Annotated in this window: 17 protein-coding genes and 2 riboswitches; of the genes, 15 read left to right on the top strand and 2 right to left on the bottom strand. The window is 41.2% G+C overall.

From position 1 onward, the window contains the following. The first annotated feature begins 61 nt into the window (after positions 1-61). The 6 genes from A6K76_RS12190 (at position 62) to A6K76_RS12165 (ending at position 10018) form a co-directional block, all read left to right on the top strand. Entirely contained in the window at positions 62-1009 is a 948-nt protein-coding gene (locus A6K76_RS12190; protein WP_066465484.1) for an AAA family ATPase, read from the top strand. After that, the gene (locus A6K76_RS12185) at positions 1002-2153 is read left to right on the top strand and encodes a DUF58 domain-containing protein (protein WP_066465482.1); all 1152 of its coding nucleotides are present in this window, start codon (positions 1002-1004) and stop codon (positions 2151-2153) included. Before A6K76_RS12190 ends, A6K76_RS12185 begins: the two co-directional genes overlap by 8 nt. Continuing rightward, the gene (locus A6K76_RS12180; RefSeq protein WP_066465481.1) at positions 2150-4297 is read left to right on the top strand and encodes a transglutaminase TgpA family protein; all 2148 of its coding nucleotides are present in this window, start codon (positions 2150-2152) and stop codon (positions 4295-4297) included. The genes A6K76_RS12185 and A6K76_RS12180 overlap by 4 nt, the downstream gene beginning before the upstream one ends. A gap of 32 nt (positions 4298-4329) precedes the next feature. Then, positions 4330-4431, top strand: a riboswitch (purine riboswitch). Positions 4432-4556: 125 nt separating this feature from the next. Continuing rightward, positions 4557-5909, top strand: coding sequence for a glutamine-hydrolyzing GMP synthase (gene guaA, locus A6K76_RS12175; RefSeq protein WP_211271762.1), 1353 nt, complete (start codon positions 4557-4559; stop codon positions 5907-5909). A gap of 428 nt (positions 5910-6337) precedes the next feature. Continuing rightward, complete coding sequence (gene guaA / locus A6K76_RS12170) at positions 6338-7885, top strand: glutamine-hydrolyzing GMP synthase (RefSeq protein WP_066465479.1); 1548 nt, start codon at positions 6338-6340, stop codon at positions 7883-7885. 198 nt (positions 7886-8083) lie between these two features. Next, the gene (locus tag A6K76_RS12165; RefSeq protein WP_066465478.1) at positions 8084-10018 is read left to right on the top strand and encodes an NACHT domain-containing protein; all 1935 of its coding nucleotides are present in this window, start codon (positions 8084-8086) and stop codon (positions 10016-10018) included. Positions 10019-10217: 199 nt separating this feature from the next. Here the strand turns inward: A6K76_RS12165 and A6K76_RS12160 are convergent, their stop codons facing one another. Further along, positions 10218-11426 carry a methyl-accepting chemotaxis protein gene (locus A6K76_RS12160; RefSeq protein ID WP_169818020.1) on the bottom strand — a complete coding sequence of 403 codons (1209 nt, stop codon included), beginning with the start codon at positions 11424-11426 and terminating at the stop codon, positions 10218-10220. Between the two features lie 81 nt (positions 11427-11507). Continuing rightward, complete coding sequence (locus A6K76_RS12155) at positions 11508-12584, bottom strand: RNA-guided endonuclease InsQ/TnpB family protein (protein ID WP_066465474.1); 1077 nt, start codon at positions 12582-12584, stop codon at positions 11508-11510. A gap of 84 nt (positions 12585-12668) precedes the next feature. Here A6K76_RS12155 and A6K76_RS16810 point away from each other — a divergent pair, with 84 nt between their 5' ends. The 9 genes from A6K76_RS16810 (at position 12669) to A6K76_RS12115 (ending at position 19566) form a co-directional block, all read left to right on the top strand. Next, on the top strand, positions 12669-12821 hold the full coding sequence (locus A6K76_RS16810; protein WP_245671989.1) for a ribbon-helix-helix domain-containing protein: 153 nt from the start codon (positions 12669-12671) through the stop codon (positions 12819-12821). A gap of 541 nt (positions 12822-13362) precedes the next feature. Continuing rightward, entirely contained in the window at positions 13363-14202 is an 840-nt protein-coding gene (locus tag A6K76_RS12145; protein WP_066465470.1) for a ParA family protein, read from the top strand. A gap of 13 nt (positions 14203-14215) precedes the next feature. Then, positions 14216-14599, top strand: a complete 384-nt coding sequence (locus A6K76_RS12140) for a hypothetical protein (protein ID WP_066465468.1) — start codon at positions 14216-14218, stop codon at positions 14597-14599. A gap of 194 nt (positions 14600-14793) precedes the next feature. Continuing rightward, on the top strand, positions 14794-14940 hold the full coding sequence (locus A6K76_RS16805; protein ID WP_169818018.1) for a hypothetical protein: 147 nt from the start codon (positions 14794-14796) through the stop codon (positions 14938-14940). A gap of 230 nt (positions 14941-15170) precedes the next feature. Beyond that, the gene (locus A6K76_RS17215; protein WP_066465466.1) at positions 15171-16010 is read left to right on the top strand and encodes a methyl-accepting chemotaxis protein; all 840 of its coding nucleotides are present in this window, start codon (positions 15171-15173) and stop codon (positions 16008-16010) included. 138 nt (positions 16011-16148) lie between these two features. Continuing rightward, entirely contained in the window at positions 16149-17081 is a 933-nt protein-coding gene (locus A6K76_RS12130) for a PD-(D/E)XK nuclease family protein (RefSeq protein ID WP_083995428.1), read from the top strand. 59 nt (positions 17082-17140) lie between these two features. Then, on the top strand, positions 17141-17527 hold the full coding sequence (locus A6K76_RS12125) for a hypothetical protein (protein ID WP_066465460.1): 387 nt from the start codon (positions 17141-17143) through the stop codon (positions 17525-17527). Further along, entirely contained in the window at positions 17517-17870 is a 354-nt protein-coding gene (locus tag A6K76_RS12120) for a hypothetical protein (RefSeq protein WP_066465453.1), read from the top strand. The genes A6K76_RS12125 and A6K76_RS12120 overlap by 11 nt, the downstream gene beginning before the upstream one ends. A 181-nt stretch (positions 17871-18051) precedes the next feature. Then, a riboswitch (purine riboswitch) is annotated at positions 18052-18153 on the top strand. Between the two features lie 87 nt (positions 18154-18240). Continuing rightward, positions 18241-19566: an NCS2 family permease gene (locus A6K76_RS12115; RefSeq protein ID WP_066465451.1), complete on the top strand. Its 1326-nt coding sequence runs from the start codon at positions 18241-18243 to the stop codon at positions 19564-19566. Positions 19567-19931 lie beyond the last annotated feature (365 nt).

Below are 19931 nucleotides of genomic sequence, written 5' to 3'. Positions count from 1 at the left end.
GCTAGTCGTTTTCGCTATTCTTAAGAATAATGACGTGGAAGTAGGAGGATTTTATTTTCAGATGAATGATCAAATTGCAAAAATTTTAACGAATATAGATGAAGTGATGATTGGAAAGCGTGAAGTTGCAACGTTAAGTCTCGTTGCACTGCTTGCGGAAGGTCACATTTTATTAGAGGACGTACCAGGTGTCGGTAAAACGATGATGGTGCGCACGTTGGCAAAGTCAATTGGCACAAGTTTTAATCGCATACAATTTACACCGGATTTATTGCCGTCAGATGTTGTCGGCGTATCAATTTACAATCCAAAAACGCTCGAATTTGAGTTTCGTGAAGGGCCGATCGTTGGGCATATCGTATTAGCGGATGAAATTAACCGTACGTCACCAAAAACTCAATCGGCATTGCTTGAAGCGATGGAGGAAGGGACTGTTACAGTAGATGGCGAAACAGTACACATTCCGAAGCCATTTTTCGTCATGGCAACGCAAAATCCTATTGAATATGAAGGAACGTATTCATTACCAGAGGCGCAATTAGACCGCTTCCTATTTAAAATTCAAATGGGTTACCCGACGTTTGATGAGGAGGTCGAAGTGCTACGTCGCGCTGCTCACCGAGAGCCGTTAAAGACGCTGCAATCGGTTATGACGATTGAGGAGCTGCGCGCATTACAGCAGCAAGTAAAAACAGTACACATTGAAGACTCGGTAAAAGCATACATCGTCGACATCGTGCGTCAAACACGCTCGGATCAGCACGTTTATTTAGGGGCAAGTCCACGTGCATCGATCGCGCTCATGCGTGCATCACAAAGCTATGCGTTTATGCAAGGGCGCAGCTACGTATTGCCAGACGATGTGCAATATTTAGCGAAGTTCGTGTTAAGCCACCGTTTAATTTTGAAGCAAGAGGCACGCTATGAACAAATTGAGGCGGAGGAAATTGTTCAGCGTGTCGTAGCGCGTGTCGCTGTACCGACACAGAAAGCAATGAATTATGAATAGCGTATGGCAAACAGTAAAACACGTGAAACAATTCGTCATCGTGCTACTTTTTTATGCGGTGGCGTTTTGCTTTGCGATGTTTCAAGGAGGATTTACGAGCTGGTTTATTTTTTTCACGATTACGCCGTTTGTACTATATGCGGTCGTGTTCCAATTTGCGCCGCTATCATTTCATAGCGTAACGCGTGATATAACACCAGCGACATTAACAGCGGGCGACGCTGTGAAGGTGACGTTAACAGTCGAACGCTCAAACCGCTTTCCGCTATGCTTCATTACATTGCAAGACGATATGACAAACACGTATACAGTAAAGCGCAGACAGCTACAGTTTGCTGGTTTTCGTAAAACATTTACGTGGGAGCTAACACATCGAGAGCTGTCGCGTGGGGAGTATACGTTTCAAACACTTCATATTAAGTGCTATGACTTTTTTAAATGGGGTGCGCGTTCATTTAATGTGGAGGCACCGCAAAGCTTTTACGTGCAGCCGCGTGTACAAAGCGTTCGCCACGCCGCTGTTGAAACGCAGCTAGAGCACGGCGCAACGAATAGTCGCTACGCCGCTGTAAAAGATACATCGCTCGTAACCGGTGTGCGTAACTATCAGCCCGGAGATCGCATGTCGTGGATTCATTGGAAATCATTTGCGAAAACGGAGCAGCTGCGCACGAAAGATTTTGAAGATACGCAGTCACAGCGCATTATGCTCATGCTTGATTTAAAAGAAGGGCGAGAGTTTGAAGCGGCTGTATCGCTTGCGGCATCGCTACTAAAAACATTTACGAAGCAGCAAAGTCAAACGGTGTTCATGACGCTCGGAAAAGAATGCCAAGTGTTCCCGTCGCTTCAAAATGCAGCGCAAATGAACGAAGTAATGCAGCATTTAGCCGTTGTACAGCCGACAAGTGACGGACAACAGCAATTGCTACCGTCGATCGCTCAGCAAGACGGCGCATGTTTATACGTTAGTGCGACGTTTACCGAGGAGCAGCTATATGCGTTGCAGCAGCTGCGTAAGCCGGTCATATGTATTATCGTAAGCGAGATGCAAAAGCCGCGCGTACAAATACAAAATGTTCATATTATGTATGTGCCACCGACAGGCTTTAACGACGTATTAAAGGAGGTGGCGAAGCGATGAAAGCCCCTATTTCCAAGCTGGAGCTAGCGGTATATTATACGCTTATCTTCCTTATATTATATGAATGGCTCGTACCGGTGATGGAGCTGACGAATACAGGGTACATTTATTACTTTTTATTATTTATTGTGCTCTCCATTATTTGCGTCTTGCTGAAGCTACGTTCGTGGCTCAGTGCCATCATTAAAGTGATGTACATACTATGGTTCATTACATTGACACATGGTGGTGCGCATTTAGTGCAGTTAGACGGCGTGCGCTTTTTACTGTCGGAAGTGACGTACAACGCGCAACAATTGGTAGCAGGCGACTTTTCATACATTACGAATTCCGTGCGTACTATTTTGTTTTTCATTTTATTATGGATGCTTATGTATTTAATTCATTACTGGATGACGGTACGCCATTCGCTATTTTATTTTTTAGTCATGACGATTGTCTTTATCGCTACGCTTGATACGTTTAGCACGTATGATGGCAAGTTTGCGATTATGAAAGTGTTGCTTTACGGGCTCGTGTTAACAGGGATGCTCGTCTTAAAGCAAATAATTACAGCGCACGACATTCGTCTTTCATGGAAGCAGGCGGTGTTATATACACTGCCACTTATTATAGTTGTTGCGGCTGCGGGCTACGGTGCGTATAGCTTGCCGAAGTCACCACCGAAATGGCCGGACCCTGTACCGTTCGTAACAGGTGTCATTACAGGTGAAAAAACGGTATCACAAGTTGGCTACGATACGAACGATGCCGAGCTCGGTGGTTCGTTTGAGTCTGATGATACGCTCGTTTTTACAGCACAGACGAACGAAAAGCGTTATTGGCGCATTGATTCGCGCGATACGTACACGTCAAAAGGCTGGGAGCAATCGTATGACGAGCCGACGAAGGAGTATATTACACCGAACACATTAATTGGCACGATGCGTGATGAGGACAATGTCGACTATGTTACGATTACGATGGATAAGGACGACTCGTACGTATTGTCGCCATACGGAACGCTGCGCTATAACTACGACGACGCGTATATGATTGAAGAAAGTGTGGAATCGGGCTACCGCGAATCGGTGAACGTCACGAGCTGGACAGAGGAAATGATTCCGAGCTACAGCATCGAAGTCGATGAGCCGACGTACAGCTTAGAGGAGCTACGTAACACGGACATGTCACGTTACGCACAGCTCGGTGAACAATTTGATCGCTATTTACAGCTACCTGAAACATTGCCACAGCGCGTGCGAGATTTAGCGGTAAACGTGACTAAAAAAGCAGGGAATGCGTACGACAAAGCGCGTGCGATTGAAACGTACTTCCAATCGAGCGGCTATACGTATACGACAAAAGACGTTGCGATACCAGATGACGATGAAGATTACGTCGATCAGTTTTTATTTGAAACGAAATTTGGTTACTGCGATAACTTCTCAACAGCGATGGTCGTTATGCTGCGTGCGCTCGACATTCCAGCGCGCTGGGTGAAAGGGTTCGTCACAGGTGATGCGATTGACTCGACGACGTATGAAATTACGAACAACGAGGCGCACTCATGGGTAGAAGTGTACTTAGTTGGCATTGGGTGGGTACCGTTTGAGCCGACAATTGGCTTCACAGGCACGCTCGACATTTCGTATGACGTACAGGAGCAGGAAGTGGAAGCGGCTGAGCAAAAGTCTGAGGAAGCGTCACAAGCGCCAGAGCAGCTCGCTGAAGAAGAGCAAGATGCCACATTAACACCGACATCGACGTTTTCATTTGCGGAACTGTGGGACGTGTTAAAATGGCTGTTTGGAGGCATTGCCATTATGTTGCTTGCCGCAGCAGTCGTCATGTACAATCGTCGACGCCAATGGTTGCCGAGCTATTACATTAAGCAATCGAAAAATGAGCCGCAAAACTGGACGACGTTTGAAAAAAATTATAAAAATTTATTGCGTCAATTACATGCAGTTGGTTACGTGCGCGGAACGAACGAAACGCTTAGCGCATACGCCAAAAAAATAGATGAAGCGCTTCAATGTACAGAAATGACCACATTAACGACAGCATATGAGTGTTATTTATATGGAAATTATGCGCAAGATGCAGATTTTACGTATTTACAAGAATGTTGGGAATATTTAATCAATCGAACTTCAGGTTGATTTTATACACGACAAGGAGTAAAATTTAAAAAAATCAAAATAGCATGTGCCTTCATATATGCCCGATAATACGGTTCGGGCGTTTCTACTAAGTTACCTTAAACAACTTATCTATGATGGCAGGTAACGCGGGCATTGTTGCACGCATATCTGTTTATATAAATTGTGAGGAGGACGCGTAGAAAAGCTGAGTAAAAATAGTTTTTCTATGCGTTCTTTTTGCTTTTTGAGGTACTCTATCTGTATTTTCGATGTGCACATGAACGAAAATGAGCAACATAAAAACTTTACTTGGAGGTTTACTAGTTTGAAACAAGATAATATTTTAGTATTAGATTTAGGCAGCAGCGAAAACACGACGATCGCACGTTGGGTTCGTGATTTAGGTGTATACAGCGAAATTCACCCACATGATATTACAGCTCAGCAAATTAAAGACTTACAAACAGTGCGAGGCATCATCATTAACGGTGGTAAAAACAACATCATCGACGGCGAAGCAATCGACGTATTAGAAGAAATCTACAGCTTAGGTTTACCAGTATTAAGCGTAGAGCACCCATCAACACAAGCGACAAAATCATTAGACGCTTGGGGCAACGAAGAAGAATCAAAAGTAGTGTTAAAAGAGTTCGTATTCGATACGTGTAAAGCAGAAGCAAACTGGAACATGAAAAACTTCGTGGAAGACCAAGTTGCATTACTGCGCAAACAAATCGGCGACAAAAAAGTACTTCTTGCATTATCAGGTGGTGTTGACTCATCAGTTGTAGCAGCGCTTTTAATTAAAGCAATCGGCAAGCAATTAGTATGTGTGCACGTAAACCACGGTTTAATGCGCAAAAACGAGTCTGAAGGCGTAATCGCAATGTTCGAAAAAGACTTAGAAGAAAACTTAGTTTACGTAGACGCATCAGAGCGCTTCTTAGGTAAATTAAAAGGCGTATCAGAGCCAGAAGAAAAACGCAAAATTATCGGTAACGAATTTATCCGCGTATTTGAAGAAGAAGCACGCAAGTTAGACGGTATTGATTTCTTAGCACAAGGAACAATTTACCCTGACATCGTGGAATCAGGTACAAAAACTCATAAAGTCGTAAAATCACACCATAACGTAGGTGGTTTACCAGACGACCTTCAATTCGAATTAGTGGAGCCGTTATTCCAACTATTCAAAGACGAAGTGCGTGCATGTGGCGTAGAGCTAGGTCTTCCACATGACATGGTTTACCGTCAACCATTCCCAGGCCCAGGCTTAGGCGTACGTTGCTTAGGTGAGATCGAAATCGACCGCTTAGAAGCAGTTCGTGAATCAGACGCTATTTTACGTGAAGAGTTTGCAGCAGCAGGCTTAGATCAAAAAGTATGGCAGTACTTCACAGTTGTACCAAACTTCAAATCAGTCGGAGTACGCAACAACGAGCGTACGTATGAATACCCTGTAATTATCCGCGCCGTAAACACAATCGACGCAATGACAGCAACAATCGAGCCAATCGAATGGCCGATTTTACTGAAAATTACAGACCGTATTATTAACGAAGTAAAGCATGTTAACCGCGTGTGCTACGACCTGTCTCCAAAACCAGGCGGCACAATCGAGTGGGAATAATCCTTACTTCATACTAAATTCGGAACCAACTAGCATAACAGGAGGGTGGATTTAGTATGCAATATGCAGCTACATCCACCCTCTCTTTTTATCCAAAAGGGTGTGTCTTATCAGTAGAAAGGCACATCTTTTTTGTGATTTTAAAAACGAAACTTACATGTCGATGTGAGGTTTATCATTTCATCAAATGTGTTAATTAGCAAATAAGGAAGCTGCGCGCGTATTGCGACTCGCTTTCCTGGGGCTCGGCTCAAGCCTCCGCACCGCTCCTGCGTCGCGCTTTACGGGGTCTTGAGTCACGAGCTGTTCCCCAAGGAGTCTCGTCGCACGCGCTCCGCTATACACGTTCCAAAATGTCATGTTTAAACATAGCTATAACTTGATAGCGAAAAGTTACAAAAACTAAAAATCATTCGAAGAGGTGTAACATGTCAACATTATTAAAAGAACAACAAAAAGTAGTCGTCCTTGATTTCGGTAGCCAGTTCAACCAATTAATTACACGCCGCATTCGTGAGTTTGGCGTGTTTTCAGAGCTTCACCCACATACGATCACAGCAGACGAAATTAAAGACATGAACGCAGTCGGCATCGTGTTCTCAGGCGGTCCGAACTCGGTATACGACGACAATGCATTCAAAGTAGACCCTGCAATCTTTGACTTAGGCTTACCGATTTTAGGCATTTGCTACGGCATGCAGCTAATGGCGCATACGCAAGGCGGTAAAGTCGAATCAGCCGCAACACGCGAATACGGTAAAGCAGAATTAACCGTTGCAACAGAAAACAAATTATTCGGCAACTTACCGACAGAGCAAATCGTATGGATGAGCCACGGCGACCACGTAACAGAAGTACCAGCTGGCTTTGACGTCATCGCAACGAGCCCCGCATGTCACATCGCGGCAATGGCAAACGCAGAGCGCGGACTTTACGCAGTACAATTCCACCCAGAAGTACGTCACTCAGTTTACGGTACAGACTTACTGCGCAACTTCGTGTTCGACGTATGTGGGGCAAAAGGCGACTGGTCGATGGCAAACTTCATCGAAATCGAAATCGCTAAAATTCGTGAGCAAGTAGGCGACAAAAAAGTGCTATGTGCGCTTTCAGGCGGCGTAGACTCTTCAGTTGTTGCGGTACTAATTCATAAAGCAATTGGCGATCAATTAACGTGCATGTTTGTGGACCACAACTTAAACCGTAAAGGCGAAGTGGAGCAAGTGATGAAAACATTCACGGAAGACTTCGACATGAACTTAATTAAAATCGATGCGCGCGAACGTTTCATGAGCAAGCTAAAAGGCGTATCAGACCCAGAGCAAAAACGTAAAATTATCGGTAACGAATTCATTTACGTATTTGACGAAGAAGCGGCGAAGCTAACGGATATGGACTTCCTAGCACAAGGTACACTGTACACAGACATTATCGAATCAGGTACAGCGACAGCGCAAACGATCAAATCACACCATAACGTAGGCGGCTTACCAGAAGATATGAAGTTCGAGCTAATCGAGCCACTAAACACATTATTCAAAGACGAAGTACGCGCACTTGGCTTAGAGCTAGGCTTACCAGAAGCAGTCGTATGGCGTCAACCGTTCCCAGGCCCAGGCTTAGGCATTCGCGTGCTTGGTGAAGTAACGGAAGAGAAGCTTGAAATCGTGCGCGAGGCGGACTACATTTTACGCGAAGAAATTAAAAATGCTGGCTTAGACCGCGACATTTGGCAATACTTCTGTGTACTACCAGACATTCGTTCAGTTGGCGTAATGGGCGACGGACGCACATACGACTACGCAATCGGTATCCGCGGCGTAACATCGATCGACGGCATGACTTCTGACTGGGCGCGCATTCCGTATGACGTGCTAGAAAAAATCTCAGTGCGTATTGTCAACGAAGTACAAGGCGTAAACCGCGTGCTGTATGACATTACATCGAAGCCACCAGCAACGATTGAGTGGGAATAGTTCTAAATGCCAGAAAGACGATAAACGTTGTCATATCAAGGGTTTAGATATTGTTTAAGTGGATATTTCCTTGTTCACCTGCAACAATTTAATTTATAACTATGACTCTCTTTTATTCACCAATTTGTGAATGAAAGGGGGTTTTCATTTTGTTATTTATATATTTAAAGTAAAATAATAGTAGAAAGGGAGTGTGTTATGTTAGAGGGAGTGGGAGAAGTTTTAATGCAATCAGGAACAGATCATCTAGTACGTGGACTAATAGATTCAGTTTTAAGGACTAATTTTGGGAGAGTCAAAGGAATATTTAAAGAACCAAATGAGGGAGATGAATTCTTAAAAGATTTTGAAGAATACTTAAATAGAATGTATAGAAAAAGTTCAACGTTAAATACTATTATTTTGCATCGCACACCAACACCGATAGAGAAGTTATATGTTCCATTGACTTTATCGAATAGGATAGAGCGTGAAAATGATTTTTATGTTAATCAAGATGTAAACATATTTATAAATAAATACAAAAAAATCATAATTACTGATTCAGCAGGTATGGGGAAATCTACTGTAATGAAGTGGATGTTTAGAGAAAGCATAAAAGAAAAGAAAACAATTCCTATATTTATTGAACTTAGAAAAATCAATTCGACTCATACTATAATCGATGAGATTACAAAAGAATTGAATCCTTTAACTATAAAATATGATGAAATAATTGTTAAAAATTTAATTGATATAGGTGGCTTTACATTTTTCTTAGATGGTTACGATGAAATTACTTTGAAAGAACGTTCTAATGTTACTGCTATTTTACAAGATTTTATTACAAAGGCTGACGATAATAATCAATTTATTTTATCCTCTAGACCAGAATCAGCATTAGCATCTTTTAGTAATTTTTATTCGTTTAATTTGTTGCCTTTAAGTGACGAACAAGCAAATGATTTATTACGTAAATATGCTTTAGTCGATAATGCTGTTGAGGTGGCAGAAAATTTAATTAAAGAAATAAGAAATGAAGCTAACTATGAAAATCTTGCCACATTTCTAGAAAATCCTCTAATGGTAACGCTTCTCTATAAAGGTTATGATTATAAGCAAAAAATCCCATATAAGAAGAGCATTTTTTATAGACAGGTCTTTGATTCTCTATTTGAAGGACATGATTTAAGTAAAGGTGATGCATTCTCAAGAGCAAAAGAATCAGATTTAGATATTGAGACATTTCATACCGTTTTGAGAACATTAGGGTTTATTACTTTTATTCAAGGGAAAATTGAATTTACAAAGGATGAAATTATTACATTTTTAAATCAATGTAAAATTGTGACACAACTCGATTTTAATGCAAATGAACTATTAAATGATTTAATAAAAAATGTCCCTATTTTTTATCAAGAGGGAATCGATTACAGATGGACACATAAATCTTTACAAGAATACTTTGTGGCATCATATATTTGTATTGATGCAAATGAAAAACAAGCGGATCATTTAAATAATATTTATGCTAAAAGATTATTTTCACATTATATGAATGTTATGGATTTATGTTATGACATGGATTATAAAAATTTCAAGAAGACAATTATATATAAATTTCTTCAAGACTTATATCGTAATGTTTCTACTGATACAAATAAGAATAAAAGATGGAATTTTTATATGGACATAGCTCTATCCAAAGGAAAATTTGAAACTTTTAACGGAGAGAGCTGGGAATTATTTGTCCAAAGTAATAACGATAGTGAGAAGAAACTTAGATGTTGTCAAGGATTTTCAGGCTTTTTAGAATACGAAATTCATATAGCTTTTTATACGAATAGTTATTTTGAGTTAGGAGACTTTTTGATTAAAAAAGGTGAAAATTTCATTTTTAGAAATAATAGAGGCGAGTTTTGTGAAGAAGAACTTAGGTATGTTGATGAGAACATAAGTAAGGATGATTGTACAAAAGTGTTTTTTTTAGATGAAATGGTAGAGTTATTTAAGCAAGATTCTAAGCTATTTAATTGTGTTTTAAGAATAACGAATAGTTTAACATATCCCATTTGGGTAGATTACGAAAAGGTGAATTCTCTAATAAAGGAAATAGACGAAGGGGATACACAATTGAATTATTTAGAAATTTAATATTTGGCAAGTTTAACAGGCGTTATTTCTAAAAATCTACTAAACTTTTCGATTGAATAAATCCAACAAATTCTAAAAAATAGTTACCATGTTAGTTAAAGGAAATTCTTTTGAATCACTTTGTTTATTGAAGACAACCTTATATACAAGCAAAAAAGCGTAATCGGAAAAGTCCATTTTCCAATCACGCTTTTTCTATTTACACCTTAAACTCCCCAACTTGCGCTAACAGCTCCTCTGCACGTTTCGATAATGCGGCTGAGGAAGCGGCGATTTCTTCCATCGTGGCGAGTTGTTGTTCGGAAGCGGCTGCCATGTGTTCGGTATTGCTAGACGTTTGTTTTGCTTCTGACGTCACTTGCTCCATCGTCATATTGACTTGGGCAACGTTTGTCGAAATGTCCTGTGCGAATGCGGAAATTTCTTGAATGCGTGATGTCATGTCGTGGATCGATTGCTGAATTTTTTGGAAGCCGGCGCCTGCTTGTTGTACAACGGTCATGCCAGTTGCGACAGAATCGGTTCCTTGCTGCATCGCCTGTACGGCTTGATTCGTATCGGCTTGGATTTCGCGTACGAGGATGGCGACTTGGTCGGCGGATTGCTTCGATTGCTCCGCTAGTTTGCGCACTTCATCCGCTACAACCGCAAAGCCTTTACCGTGTTCGCCAGCGCGGGCTGCTTCGATCGCTGCGTTCAATGCGAGCAAGTTCGTTTGATCGGATAAATTCGTAATGACTTCAAGAATGTTTACGATTTCGACTGAACGATTTTCTAAGCTTTGGATGGCAGCGGCTGAATCGCTTGTCGATTCGTGAATACGATTCATTTGCGTAACGACGTGTTGAATCGTTTCGTTTCCTTCTTCTGCTTCTTTCGTCGTTTCTTCGGCGGCTGTTACGACCGTCGATGTTGCGTCTGCTACACGTTGTACACCTGTCGTCATTTCTTGTACGACACGAGCGTTTTGTTCGGCGCTATGCTCTTGATTTTTCGAGCCACTTGCCACTTCTTGAATCGAAGCAGCAATTTGGTTCGTCGCTTGCGTCGTTTGTTCGGCACTTGCCATCAGTTGCTCAGAAGAAGCGGCAACTTGCTCGGTGCTTGCGTACACGTTCTGAATTAACTCGCGTAAGCTTTCGACCATCGTATTAAACGATAAGGCAAGTTCACCGAGTTCGTCTTGATTTTTTACGTTAATCGGTTCCATCGTTAAATCTTTGTTCGCCATCGTTTTCGTCGCTTCGGTAATTTTTAATAACGGGCGACCGATTTGCTCGGAAATGAAAATACCGATTACAATCGCTGCAATGATTGTCACGATACTAATGACAATAATCGTCTTGACACTCCCACCCCTAAAGGGGCAAGCTGTTTCCTTCGGAAACAGTGGGATTCTTGCTACCAAAGGCGAAGTCTTTTTCAAGTATCGCTGACGTGCAAGATAAGGGTATGCCATTACCCCTCCTAAGACAGTGCGTATAGCATCTTAGGCTGATGGACTGTTACCATCCACCACAGGCGCATAACGAATATTCATTGCGCCGACTAAATCACGATGTTTTTTGAATCCGCATTTGCACTTATAGTTGCGGTCTTGTGCTTTATTTTTTTCACCGCATTGTGGACAAGTTTGACTTGTATAAGCTGGATTTACGTATTCGACTTTTATGCCAACTAAATTCGCTTTATATTCAATAAAATTAGCTAAACGATAAAATGACCATGTATGCAAATTCTTTTCGTTTTTACGGCTTGTTCTTGCCGTCTGTCGTATGTTCGCTAGCTTTTCTAAACGAATGACAGAAATTTTCTGTTCTTTTGCAAATTCTACAATCGCTCTACTTACTTTATGGTCTTGATCTTTCATCCATCGTTGCTCTTTATTGTTTAATGTACGGATGGCTTTTAGCTTTTTCTTTTGACCGAGTTCCTTACGTTTGCTTCGGAATTTACGTTTCATGTATTTATTTTGACGACCATTCCCAAAGAAACGTACATGCTCGTCATCTGTTACTGCAACAGCAGGAACCTTTAAACCTAAATCAACACCCATTATTCTCATGCCTGCTTTTTGTATAGTCGGAATCGTCACAGAAATTTGTGCAATCCATTTATGATTCTTTTTCGTGATACGAAGTGTACCCAACTTATGATTTAATAAGGTGAAATTTCGGTTCTCTCTATCTACTAATAAAGCACGTATTGGTGTTTTTTTCGCTTTACCATTCACCATGATTGGCAAGGAAATGTGCGTGAAATCAAATGAGTAATTTTGGTTATTCCATACGCATAGTGGCTTTTTTAGCACTGGAATGCAGTGATAATTTGTTTTCTTTGCTTTATTAAAAACACTTTTCGCATCTTGAATTAACTGATTTTTCACAGCACTCGGCAAAGGAACGAATACATTTTTGCTTGTTTTTTTAAGCAATTGTTTGGCGTGTACCATTTCCGCTACGAGTTCATTAATAGCGGTGATATATGATTTACTCATTTCTTCAAGGATTGTTGCTTGCTCTTTTGTAGGAAGCAACTTTATATTGATCATGATTGTTTGTCCCATTACTTTCACCTCCTTTTATGATATACTGTGTATATAATTTTATCAAAAAAGATATAAATTGTATATCATTTTTATCAAAAAGAGGTGAGAAAATTGGAAAAAGTATCTGTGATGTTACGTTTCCCTAAGACATTACTAAATCGTATTGACGCTTATCAAAAAGAAAAAGGATTCAGCACTCGTACACAAACGATATTTCATTTGTTGAATGTTGCATTAGAAAAATCGAATAGTTGACACGTCTAAAGACACGCCCTATTTGACCGAGCTATCATCCCACCCCTAAAGGAGTGGGCTTTCTCGCTCGGAAAATCTGTAACGTATGAGTACATCTTCATAGCGATGTTGATGCCACTTTTTTGTTTGTTTTGAAAGAAAACGCATAGCTATGCAATCCGTACTCGTGTTGTTGCAGAGATGTTATACTATTCAAAACAACTTTAAAGGCAACGCGCAACAAAATGAACTGATGCGTTTTCATTCGCTGTACCCGACAGATCATGGCGTGCAATGCGAAAGTGGCGAGGCGTTCGAATGTCTACAGCATAATGTAATTCAACATACATTTCTTCAACTACAGCAACTAAGCAACCGTGACGATACCGAAATGAAGCAACATCGTTAAAACGCACTCTCAGTCAATCCGACGAGCGTGCGTTTTTTTTCTGCTTGCCACAAGACGCGACAAAATGAATTTTGAATATTCTTTTTCTTGTACCCAAAAGTTTGATAGTTAAGGTATAATATGTAATTAAGAGAGCTTAAAGGGAGTGTATTTATGACTAGGAATGGTAAGGTCATATCTTTAATTAATATGAAAGGCGGCGTCGGGAAAACAACGTTAAGTGTCGGTATTGCAGATTATCTTGCAGAGTACTTTAACAAAGATGAAAATTACAAAGTGCTGCTCATCGATATGGACCCGCAGTTTAACTCGACGCAAGCATTGTTCGAAGCATATTATAAAGGTGATTATTTTAAAGATATTTTTTCGATTGAGAAAACAGTAAGTAAATTTTTTAAGCCGCAAGTGAATTTTACGGAAGTGTATCAATCACCACCAGCGGACGAACTTGTTGTCGAGTTAACGGATAACTTACATATTATATGCGGCGATTTAAATTTAGTGTTGGCGAATAAATCAGCGGATTATTCACATACGAAGCGATTAAGACGATTTATTCATGCGAATAAGCTAAAGGAAAAGTATGACTTCATCATTATCGACTGCCCACCGACGTTAACGATTTATACGGAGAGTGCGTTACTTGCGTCCGATTATTATGTCATTCCGAATCGACTAGACATATACTCGCTTATCGGCATTAAAGCATTGCAACAGTCGATTGGTCATTTAATTTCAGAAGAAGGAATTAATTTACAATGCGCAGGGTTAATTCATACATTGCTCGATGATAATTTAACGAAAAAGCAGCAAGACTTAAAGAATCGATTTGAATCGATGGATGAAGTTGAGGACCTGTACATTTTTACAGCGTATATGAGCTTAGTGAGAGATATACAAGTCGGCAAGCAAGGACCTCTGCCGACGCGCTATAAAAAATCGCGCGATGATTTGCATGACATTTGTTTAGAGTTAATGAATCAAATTCAATAAAGGGGATAGGTTTGTGAAAAAAGATTACGGATTTTTTAGAAGTGAATTAAAGGCGAAAAATGTAGCGAGATATAAAGTTGTCGGCATTACGACAGAAATTATTTTAGATCCAGACATTTTTGCGAAAAATGATGACGTAGCAATATTTTTACAATCAGTGTACGGCTTAAGCTTTAAAGATTACATTTTGAAGTCGCGCACATCAGTTGTGTCACGCGTTGCGAAAGAATTATGCACAGCTGACGCGAAAACATTAGAAGACGTGCGTAAAAAACTATTACTATTTGTGAATGCGCTGTTAGAGACAGATATGAAAACAGTGAGCGTGAAAAAGAAGAAAAATAGTGGTGGGGTTGACTTTGGAAAATGGATGCGAGGTATTACGGAAAACCTTTAGTGCATCAATTGAACATGTTGCACTCGACGGCAATGTGACAACTTCATATTTATGACACTCTCTTTTGTTCGCAGCATCGTGAACAGAAGGGAGTTTTTTGTTTGCATTAATCGAACGATTAGCGAAAGCATTCGATAATGTAGTAAGATAAAAGATACCGACGATGGTGAAACGGAAAAGAAGAAGGTGAACGTATGGGCAAGTACCAGTTAGATAGTAAAGGGAAAGCAGCGGTGACGAAATTCCACGAGAAAAACAAGCCGGCGCAGTTTAATAAACAAGAGCAGCTGAAAAAGCTACGCGAGCAATATTTACAAAACAAAAAGAACGCGGACAAGTAGTAACGTTTCGCAATGAAGCAGGTGGCATATGTCATCTGCTCTTTTTTTTGTTTTCAGGAAGAAATTTTAGGTTCATCAACACGAGCTGCGATTGATATAGATGTTGCTTGGAACAAGAGGCGGACTCCAGCCGGGAAAGCAATTCAAAGTTATGGTGAAAAGCTAGATTTTTTGAAAATAAGGGTATAGTTTCTTGTTTAAATATTTCATTAAAACAAGGGGGAGTTTGGATGGAAGATCGTAGCTTGTTAGAGGCGTTTGTCAAAGTGGCGCCGTACTTAAATGATTTAATTCAAGATGATATCGGGGTCGGGGTGTACGATACGGAAAAGCTGCTCATTCAAGTGCCAGCGAAAACGTTTGTGTTAAACAGTAAGCCTGGGGATCCGCTGCTAGAAGGTGACATTATTGCAAATGCGATACGGCAAAACAAAAAGCTATCGGATTCGGTGCCTAAGGAGCTGTTTGGGTTTCCGCTTGCAGCACGCGCCATTCCGATTCATGATAGCAACGGTCGCGTCATTGGTGGTGTCGGCATTGGCACGAGCTTAGAAAAGGCACATCAGCTATTTGCGATGGCCGAAAGCTTTTTAGCGATTGCGGAGAAAAATGCGACGTCGGTTGGGCAAATTAGCAGCTCGATCGGCACGCTGTCACATCAAGTGGAAAACATGACCGTTTCGATGCAAGACGTTAGCGTGAGCGCGGGCGAAATCGGGCAAATTTCCGCTGTCGTAAAAGGCATTTCGGATCAAAGTAACTTGCTCGGCTTAAACGCAGCAATCGAAGCGGCGCGTGCTGGTGATAACGGCAAAGGCTTTGCGGTCGTAGCCGATGAAGTTCGCAAGCTCGCGACGAACTCGAAGGAAAACGCCGATCAAATTAATACGATTACGCGAAACATTCAGCAGCTGCTCGGTGCGCTAAATCAGTCGTTTTCGGAAATTAATACGCTGACGAATACGCAAGAAAGCTCAATCGGCGAGTTTTCAGAGACGATTCAAGAAATTAATCGCCAAGCGAAGCAGCTCGCCGACTTTGCCGAAAGCTTGTTGTCCGATCGTGAATAATGAAAAGCGCATGAATGGCGAAATGCTGTCCATGCGTTTTTGGTTAATTATGCATATTTACTAGTCTGAAAGATGGTGTGCTACGAACGCGTTTGTTACACTACATATATATAAACTATGAGAAGAAGGTGAGCCGGTATGTTTGAAATCAAAAAATATCCGCAATTTTCTTGGTCGTTATCGCGCCATAAAACGTTGCAAAGCTGTCAGCGTAAATATGCATACGATTATTACGTGTCACATAACGGGTGGCTGCAATATAACGTATCGCCGGAAGCACAGCACGCCTATCGTTTAAAAAAGCTTCAGCACTTGCCGATGTTTTTCGGGCATGTTGCGCATGGAATTATTGAAGAAACGATCATGATGATTTTACGCCACAATGAAGTGCCGGACGTGACAACGTTAATTGAGCGCGCCCGTCGCAAGCTAAACGATGCGTATATACAATCGAAAAACGAAGCGGCATGGGCGGCAAAACCGAGCCGTTCGACGATGCTATATGACATGTACTATAATGGCAATTTAAATAGAGAAGAAGTCGCGATTTATCAAGAGCGACTGCACATCATTTTCGAAAACTTTTTAAATAGCTACACTGTGCAGCAACTGCGACAAAACCGCGAATTTATCGATTTGCAGCAGGCGGAGGAATTTCGCACAATTAAGCTTAACGACATTACCGTCTATTTAGTCATGGACATTTTGTACAAAGACCGCCGCACCGATCAGTGGGTTATCGTTGACTGGAAGACGGGGAAATCGACTGCGGACGATCGCCAGCAGCTCGCGTTATATGCGTATTACGTGCATAAAACGTTACGTGTGCCGCTTGAGCAAATCGAAGTGCGCAATGAATATTTGCTTGAAAATCGATACGTTAATACACAGCTAGACGACATCGATCTTGACGTGTTCATGCATTTATATAGCGACAGTGTGCGCCTTATGAAAAGCTTTCAAGCGGACATTTTAACGAATGAGCCTGTAGAGCTGGAAGATTTTGCATGCACCCAGTTTATCAATCGCTGCGAAAAGTGCAACTACAAGCAAATGTGCCGCAAGCTGTAATGTTTCACGTGCAACAATTGGCGCGATGTTTGCTACAATATGCGTGAAGGAGTGATATTGTGGTAGATGAAAAAGTAAAACAATTTCTTGGCGCGATTTTAGAGGCGTCGCTTGCAGGTAAAGTCGATTGGCAATATGAGCAAGGCGAGATGAAATCGGTCATTGCGGACGTTGTCGACGGGGCGGAATATAGCCAGCCGATCGTGGCGAACTACAAGCGTTATCGTTTTTTACTCGTGACGTTTATGCAAAACAATCAAGAGGTGACGGCGTTTTTAATTACAGAAGGTGCGCGCGATTGGCTATACGGCTGGAATACGTTAACGCCAGAGGAGCGCGAACTTGTGAAGCCGATCGATGAAGTTGCTCGTCGCGTCGCAAGTGGGGCAGAGCGCGCGATGAATGAATTTTTAGCGGATTTTAAGGTGATGTTCGATGTACAGTGAGCACGCATTGCTAAACACGTTCATTCACGCAACGCTCAAAAATCGCATAAAGTGGACGACCGATACGACGAACATTGAAGCGGCGCTGAGCGATATGCGCGGTGCCGATGTCGTGCTAACGTTTTTTTATGATAAAATGCAAGCGACATTTGCGCTGCTTTTCAATGAAGAAACGGAGCTTGTACGTTTCATGTTATTTGATGAGCACGGCGATTGGCTGTATGAAATTGATAGCGACGATCCGCAAGACGGCGAACTTGTACGCACGTTATTTGACGTAGTCGGTCGCCAAATGTCAGGTGTAGCGTCGATTATCGACAGCGTCATTCACGATTTTTCATAACAACGAAGACGTAGCGAATTGTCGCTGCGTCTTTTTAGTTGTTTGTTCGTTGTTCGTTGTAAGATGTCTGTAATTAGTAGTATTAAAGGAATGTCGTATCAATTTCCGAACGATGACACAAAAAAAACACTAAAAGTTCGCCAAAAAAGTTGAAATCAAAAAAATGAAGTGCTATAGTACATAAGTAAATTAAATATGTCGTCGTATAAAGTCAGGAATATGGCCTGAAAGTTTCTACCGAGTTACCGTAAACAACTCGACTACGATTTGAAATAACCATTTCAAATGGCAGTAGCCAACAAGGCGTACGACTTTTTTCAAAGTTGTACGTCTTTTTTCTTTCAGACGACAAATGGAGGAACACATTCACATGAAAAAGTATTTCGAGTTTGAGAAGCTTGGAACAAATTATCGCCGTGAAATTTTAGGCGGTTTCACAACGTTTTTAGCAATGGCGTACATTTTAGTCGTCAATCCGCAAACATTATCATTACAATCGGTGACGGATTTTCCTGAGGCGCTGCGTATGGATTACGGCGCAATTTTCGTCGCAACGGCAATCGCAGCAGCAATCGGTTCGTTCATTATGGGCTTCCTTGCGAAGTACCCGTTAGCGTTAGCACCAGGTTTAGGGTTAAATGCATTTTTCGCTTACACAGTCGTATTAGTAAATGGCAGTCCGTGGCAACACGCATTAGCAGCAGTATTCATTTCAGGTGTATTCTTCTTACTATTAACAGTAACAGGCTTACGTGAGAAATTAATTAACGCCATTCCAATGGAGCTAAAATTAGCAGTCGGTGCAGGTATCGGTTTATTCATCGCCTTCATCGGTATGCAAAGCGCAAAATTAATCGTCAACAACGACGCAACATTAGTTGGTATCGGTGATTTACGCGATCCAGAAGTATTACTCGCAGTATTCGGTATTATCGTCACAATCATCTTCCTAGTGCGCGGTGTAAAAGCAGGCGTATTTTACGGTATGGCAGTAACGGCAATTGTCGGCATGATTTTCGGTTTAGTGAACACACCAGAAGCAATCGTATCGGCACCACCTAGCATCGCGCCAACATTCGGTGCATTATTTGAAGCGTTCGGTGACCCAAGCTTCTATACATTATCAATGCTTTCAGTTATTTTAACGTTCCTATTCGTAGACTTCTTTGACAACGCAGGTACATTAATGGCAGTTGCGAACCAAGCTGGCTTCGTAAAAGACAACAAATTACCACGCGCAGGCAAAGCGTTAATTTCTGACTCGATCGCAACAATTGCCGGTTCAATTTTCGGTACGTCAACAATTACGTCATACGTTGAATCATCAGCAGGTGTAGCAGCAGGCGCTCGCACAGGCTTTGCAGCAATTGTTACAGGATGTTTCTTCCTATTAGCATTATTCTTCTCACCATTATTATCTGTTATTACGTCAGCAGTAACAGCGCCAGCGTTAATCGTTGTCGGTGTATTAATGGTTGCATCACTTGGTCAAATTGATTGGAGCAAATTCGAAGTAGCAGTACCGGCATTCTTCACGATGATCATGATGCCATTAACGTACTCAATCGCAACTGGTATCGCAGTCGGTTTCGTATTTTACCCATTAACGATGATCTTAAAAGGTCGCGCAAAAGACGTACACCCAATTATGTACATCTTCGCACTCATCTTCGTCGTTTACTTATTTACAGCATAAACATTTCAGCCATTAGCATTTGCTAGTGGCTTTTTTCTTTGTGACAAGTAAAATTGCTTTACCTAAAAAATATGCCTATATAATAGGAAGAAACGTAAATCCAACAGAAGCTTAAAAAGAGCGAATAATCTTTTAATTAAAAAGTGCTTGCATAACGTAATGTTATAGTGCTATATTTAGTCTCGTTGCTAGCGACAAGCGCCAGTAACAAACACAATAAAAACAAGCTTGACAGAGATGTTCATAGCTGTTAAATTGTATAAAGCGTCTTTGAAACGAATGAAAAAAACTTTTTTAAAAAAGTGTTTGACAGTGACTTTCAGAAATGCTAAGATATAGAAGTTCGCTTGAGAGAGCAACATGAA

Source organism: Caryophanon latum (assembly GCF_001700325.1).
Taxonomy (GTDB): domain Bacteria; phylum Bacillota; class Bacilli; order Bacillales_A; family Planococcaceae; genus Caryophanon; species Caryophanon latum.
This window is presented reverse-complemented; position numbering and strand designations above follow the sequence as displayed.

Excerpts from the sequence above, each read along its gene's own strand:
- A6K76_RS12190 (WP_066465484.1), top strand. The coding sequence starts at position 62 with ATGAATGATCAAATTGCAAAAATTTTAACGAATATAGATGAAGTGATG.
- A6K76_RS12185 (WP_066465482.1), top strand. The coding sequence starts at position 1,002 with ATGAATAGCGTATGGCAAACAGTAAAACACGTGAAACAATTCGTCATC.
- A6K76_RS12180 (WP_066465481.1), top strand. The coding sequence starts at position 2,150 with ATGAAAGCCCCTATTTCCAAGCTGGAGCTAGCGGTATATTATACGCTT.
- guaA (WP_211271762.1), top strand. The coding sequence starts at position 4,557 with ATGAACGAAAATGAGCAACATAAAAACTTTACTTGGAGGTTTACTAGT.
- guaA (WP_066465479.1), top strand. The coding sequence starts at position 6,338 with ATGTCAACATTATTAAAAGAACAACAAAAAGTAGTCGTCCTTGATTTC.
- A6K76_RS12165 (WP_066465478.1), top strand. The coding sequence starts at position 8,084 with ATGTTAGAGGGAGTGGGAGAAGTTTTAATGCAATCAGGAACAGATCAT.
- A6K76_RS12155 (WP_066465474.1), bottom strand. The coding sequence starts at position 12,584 with ATGGGACAAACAATCATGATCAATATAAAGTTGCTTCCTACAAAAGAG.
- A6K76_RS12145 (WP_066465470.1), top strand. The coding sequence starts at position 13,363 with ATGACTAGGAATGGTAAGGTCATATCTTTAATTAATATGAAAGGCGGC.
- A6K76_RS16805 (WP_169818018.1), top strand. The coding sequence starts at position 14,794 with ATGGGCAAGTACCAGTTAGATAGTAAAGGGAAAGCAGCGGTGACGAAA.
- A6K76_RS17215 (WP_066465466.1), top strand. The coding sequence starts at position 15,171 with ATGGAAGATCGTAGCTTGTTAGAGGCGTTTGTCAAAGTGGCGCCGTAC.
- A6K76_RS12130 (WP_083995428.1), top strand. The coding sequence starts at position 16,149 with ATGTTTGAAATCAAAAAATATCCGCAATTTTCTTGGTCGTTATCGCGC.
- A6K76_RS12120 (WP_066465453.1), top strand. The coding sequence starts at position 17,517 with ATGTACAGTGAGCACGCATTGCTAAACACGTTCATTCACGCAACGCTC.
- A6K76_RS12115 (WP_066465451.1), top strand. The coding sequence starts at position 18,241 with ATGAAAAAGTATTTCGAGTTTGAGAAGCTTGGAACAAATTATCGCCGT.